The organism is Desulfuromonadales bacterium, assembly GCA_035620395.1.
GTDB lineage: Bacteria > Desulfobacterota > Desulfuromonadia > Desulfuromonadales > DASPGW01 > DASPGW01.
Map to the genome: position 1 here is coordinate 1 of DASPGW010000171.1, position 4388 is coordinate 4388.

The following is a 4388-nucleotide window of genomic DNA, read 5'->3' on the forward strand; positions in this document are numbered from 1 at the left end:
TATAGTAAAGCGCCTGTCCGTTGTCAAGGAAAAACAAGGGAAAATCAGGGGGCTAATACCGGCGCCCCGCACGCGTTCCCGGCTCGCCGCAAAGATTCAGCTGACGTCCAGACGCAGGTACTCCTGCCCCGCCCTCCGGTAGATTTCGGCAGGCAACAGTTCTTCCCGCCGCAAGATCTCTTCTACCGTCGCCTGTACGCCCGGCGAGTACCGGATCGCCAGACCACAATCGGAGGCAAGTTGACGAGGGACGGGAATCAACAGGATGTCGGCACCCGCCTGCTTCAATACTTTTTCCGCCTTCATCACCCGGTGGATGGAATGAAAAATGGCCACCAGGTCACCGTCTCGAACCATGAATTCCTCAATCTGAAAACCGGGCGGTCATGGTGCCACGCTTGCCGCACCCCAGCAAGGCTCTTTCGTTGACATGTCAGTGGACTTGGGGCTAAACTGGCGCATCAATCCAAGGCAAGTGCAGAACATTATCGCCATCCCCATCCCGACCGGCGAAATACAGAAAGGGCTTCCCCACCGTTGGACTTTTCCCTCGCCCTCAACCTCGCCGGCCTGCTTCTGTTTGCCTTTCTGATCAATCTGCCGCTCGGTTTTATGCGAGAAACCTCGCCCAAATATTCCCTCCGCTGGTTCGTCTACATCCACCTCTCCATCCCCTTCATCATCGCTCTGCGTCTTCGGGAGGGCTTCGGCTGGAAAATCATCCCGTTGACGATCGCCTGCGCTGTCTTCGGCCAGATCCTCGGCGGCCGGATCCGGCGCCGCAGCAAAACATGAGCCGCCAGCAGCGCCCCTCCATGAAAAAGGCCGCCACCGCCGGCACTCTGCTCAGCCAGTTTCTGCAGCAATCGGGGCTGGCGGGCAAGTTGCAGGCCTACGAATCGTGGCGGGTGTGGAACGAGGTCGTTGGCCCGCAGATCGCGGCACATGCGCAACCGGCGAAAATCCGCGACGGGGTCCTCGATGTACGTGTCGACCAAGCGGTATGGATGCAGCAGTTGCAGCTGATGAAGCCAAAAATTCTCGCCCGGCTCAATGAACGACTGGGGGCAGAGGTTATCCGTGATATTTTCTGGCGCCGCGGGAGGGTCGAGCCCCCCTCCGTCGCCGCAGAACCGGCCAGCATTCCCTTACCTCCCCTGCCGGCAGAGGAGATGGCCCGCATCGGGAAAATCGTCGCGCCTCTGGGAGATGACGAACTGCGCCGGCGACTGCAGCAGATACTCGTCAAGCAGGCCCAGCTTGATCTGGCCCGCAGCAAAGACTGAGCCCTTCGTTGCTGGCTTCACCCTCCGTATATCGCCTGGATTTCCGCCGAATAAGCTTCCCCCTCGTAGACAAAGAGCGGAGGCTCCATCGCCAGGCCGGCGCGGCCGCCCTTACGTCCCTCCACCAGCACCAGAGTACCTCTCTCACCCGCCCGGGAGTGCACGCAGCGAAGCCGTTTCGGCTCCAGCAATAGTTCCCGCATCCCGGCCAGCAGTTCCGTCAGTCGTTCCGCCAAAAAGACGATGTAGAACCGGCCGCCATCTCTCAATAAACATGCCGCCGCCCGGAGGAAGTCTACCAGGCCCCCGGCCAACTCGTGGCGGGCAGCGGCTCTCTCGTTTATCGGCGCCTGACGCCCGGTACCTGGTCGGCGGAATGGAGGGTTGGCGACGACAACGTCAAAGGTCTGCGGCTCAAGACGCCCCTCCAGTTCCCGCAGGTCGCCTTCTAGGATATCGACTTTATCCTGCAGACAGTTAAGCAGAACACTCCGTCTTGAACGCTCCGCCAACGCTGGTTGAATTTCCACCCCGACAATTTTCTTGGCACCGGTACGCGCGGCCAGCAGCAGAGGGATAACCCCCGATCCGGTTCCCAGATCCGCCACCATCTCTCCCTTGGCTACCCGGGCAAAGGCGCATAGCAGCACAGGATCCAGGGAAAAACGGTACCCTCGCTTCGCCTGAATGATCTTCAACCCGGCAGGGCGAAGGTCATCGAGTGTTTCAGCAGGGTGCAAGGGCCTGCTTGTCGGATCCTGGGCAACCACTATACCCTGCTCTCTGGCAATTTTCCGGGTGCTCCGGTCTCGTCCGGGGATTCGGGATCAATCATCGGCAGGATTTTTCGCCCATCTCGAAGGTCGTTCCTTCCATCCCGGGGTTCGCCTACGCAAAAAGGATATCGGGCAGTGTTCGGACTAGCTATCAAACGACAACACATTTGAAACAGGGCGTAAAAAAGGGGCCGGAAAAACCGGCCCCCGAAATCATCCCCCGTAGGAGTGCAGCCCCGAAAGAACCAGATTGACCCCCAGGTAGCAGAAAATCGTTGCTGCAAAACCGACGATGGAGAGCCAGGCAGCCTTTTTCCCCACCCACCCCCGGGTGAAGCGTGCATGCAGGAATGCGGCATAGATGAACCAGACGATCAGGCTCCAGGTCTCTTTGGGGTCCCAGCTCCAGTAGGTTCCCCAGGCGTAGTTGGCCCACGCAGCGCCGGTGATGATACCGAGCGACAGCAGGGGAAATCCAATCATGATCGACTTGTAATTGATGTCGTCGAGAATCCGGGTGCTCGGAAACGCCGCAAGGATACCGCCGGCGGGTGAGCCCGATGCGTTCTTTTCCTCCTTGCCGGACTTGATCAGATACATGATCGAGACCCCGCAGGCGACAGCAAATGCGGCATAGCCGAGAAAGCAGGTAATAACGTGATAGGTCAACCAGTTGCTCTGCAGGGCCGGCACCAGAGGCTCAATGGCATCGTTGAGCTGAAGTTGGGCCCAGGCCATGGCGAGAAAAGCAAAAGGAATAACGAAAGCTCCCACCGCGCGCTGTTTGTACTTGAGGTCGATAACGATATAGATGAGCAGGATGGTCCAGGCGAAGAAGACTACCGACTCGTAAAGGTTGGAGAGGGGCGCGCGACCGTCCGCGCCGAGCACCTGGTACGATTCGTACCAACGCAGGCCGATGGCGACCGTCTGCACAAGAAAACCAAGGTAGGCGAGAATCGTCCCCCCCAGCACCACCGCCTTGCTGCGCGTGGAGAGGTAGACGACGAAGAGTACCATCGAGATGAAGTAGCCGATAGTGACAATATTGGACAGTTGCGAACTTAACATGATGTTGTTCTCCCGTCAGGGGCCGCTGAGGGCCTAAACTTTGAGTTCGGTTTTGAGGTTTTTCTTGAATTCGTCAAAAAATATTTCGAACGCCGGCTGGTTACGGTGGGCAGAGCCGCCTATCTTGATGCCGGTCTTTTCACCGACCGGGCGGACGGTAATCCACATCCGCCTGTGCGAGAGAAAAAACGCGACCATGGAACCAATGACCATCAGGGCACAACCGAGCCAGACGATCCAGACTCCGGGGTCCTTGGCCACCTGCAACCCGGTATAGAAGCGCTGCTTGTAATCAACCAGAGTGAAAATGTACTCGCCACCGCGCTGAACGTCGAACTCCGGAAAAGCCTTGAGCACCACAAAAGAGCGGGGCGCACCGGCCGGAGGTGTGACTTCGAGGCGGGCTGCCGCACCGAAATTCTGGAACTGCTCGGTAAAATCGGCGACACGGAAAGAGCCGCCGCCAGGCAAAACAACTCGCTCACCTTGGCGGGCAGCGACCTCTACGGTCTCTTCCGTTGCCCGGACCTTCACCCGGAAGTTGAAAGTCGGATCGCCGGCAGGTCCATAGCTCGCTTGGTAGAAGGTGATTCCCTTGTAGGTGAGGGGATCGTTGACGATGACCGGGCGCTGCTCGACGATCGTCTGGCTGCCGTCTTTGACGGTCAGCAGGCTCTTGAACTCCCTGGGTCGATCCGTTCCCTCGTAATAGGAGACCGAGAAGGCATCGCAACGCACGGCAAAACCGAGGTCGATCGGTTCACCGGCCCCGCGGGGGTAGACCTGTGTGGTTTCGGTCCCTTCAACGATATTGACATACGCCTTATAACCCCAGAGGCTGCCGACGATGGCGCCGATAAATATGATTAGGATGGAGAGGTGCGTGATGTAGACGCCAAATCGGGCCCAGGCCCCTTTCTGCGCGTAGAGATGAGCTACCCCGTCCTTTTCACTCAGCACGGGTACCGCAAAGTGTTGGCCAACATAGGTGCTCAGTTGCCCCTGAACCTCAGCGACCGGCGCTTTCACCAAGTACTCCTCCATATTGGAGAGGGTGCGGAAAAGCGTATCATCAGCGATCAGCACCGGCTTCCGAACCGTCCTCCAGACTACGGGGAAGCGCTTGATCGAACAGGCGATCAGGTTGATCGAGAAGAGGCCAAGCAGGGCCAGGAACCACCAGGAGTGATACATGTCGAAAAAGCCGAGCGTCTCGAAGAGTCGGAAGGTCGACTCACTGTATACCTGCAGGTAT

6 protein-coding genes are annotated in these 4388 nt (G+C 58.5%); 2 read left to right on the top strand and 4 right to left on the bottom strand.

Features of this window, described 5'->3' with window-relative positions:
- Nucleotides 1-96: 96 nt before the first annotated feature.
- Entirely contained in the window at nt 97-357 is a 261-nt protein-coding gene (locus VD811_09100; protein HXV21124.1) for a DUF3343 domain-containing protein, read from the bottom strand.
- 180 nt (nt 358-537) lie between these two features.
- On the opposite strand from VD811_09100, the gene VD811_09105 reads away from it, so the two are divergent.
- Complete coding sequence (locus VD811_09105; protein HXV21125.1) at nt 538-795, top strand: hypothetical protein; 258 nt, start codon at nt 538-540, stop codon at nt 793-795.
- The gene (locus tag VD811_09110) at nt 792-1286 is read left to right on the top strand and encodes a DUF721 domain-containing protein (protein ID HXV21126.1); all 495 of its coding nucleotides are present in this window, start codon (nt 792-794) and stop codon (nt 1284-1286) included. Before VD811_09105 ends, VD811_09110 begins: the two co-directional genes overlap by 4 nt.
- Nucleotides 1287-1303: 17 nt before the next feature.
- On the opposite strand, the gene VD811_09115 is transcribed toward VD811_09110, so the two are convergent.
- The 3 genes from VD811_09115 to VD811_09125 all read right to left on the bottom strand — a co-directional run.
- A complete protein-coding gene (locus VD811_09115; GenBank protein ID HXV21127.1) occupies nt 1304-2056 on the bottom strand; it encodes a tRNA1(Val) (adenine(37)-N6)-methyltransferase in 753 nt (250 codons plus the stop codon).
- A gap of 219 nt (nt 2057-2275) precedes the next feature.
- On the bottom strand, nt 2276-3133 hold the full coding sequence (gene ccsB / locus VD811_09120; protein ID HXV21128.1) for a c-type cytochrome biogenesis protein CcsB: 858 nt from the start codon (nt 3131-3133) through the stop codon (nt 2276-2278).
- Between the two features lie 33 nt (nt 3134-3166).
- The coding region (locus VD811_09125) for a cytochrome c biogenesis protein ResB (protein ID HXV21129.1) at nt 3167-4388 on the bottom strand (1222 nt) is incomplete at its 5' end.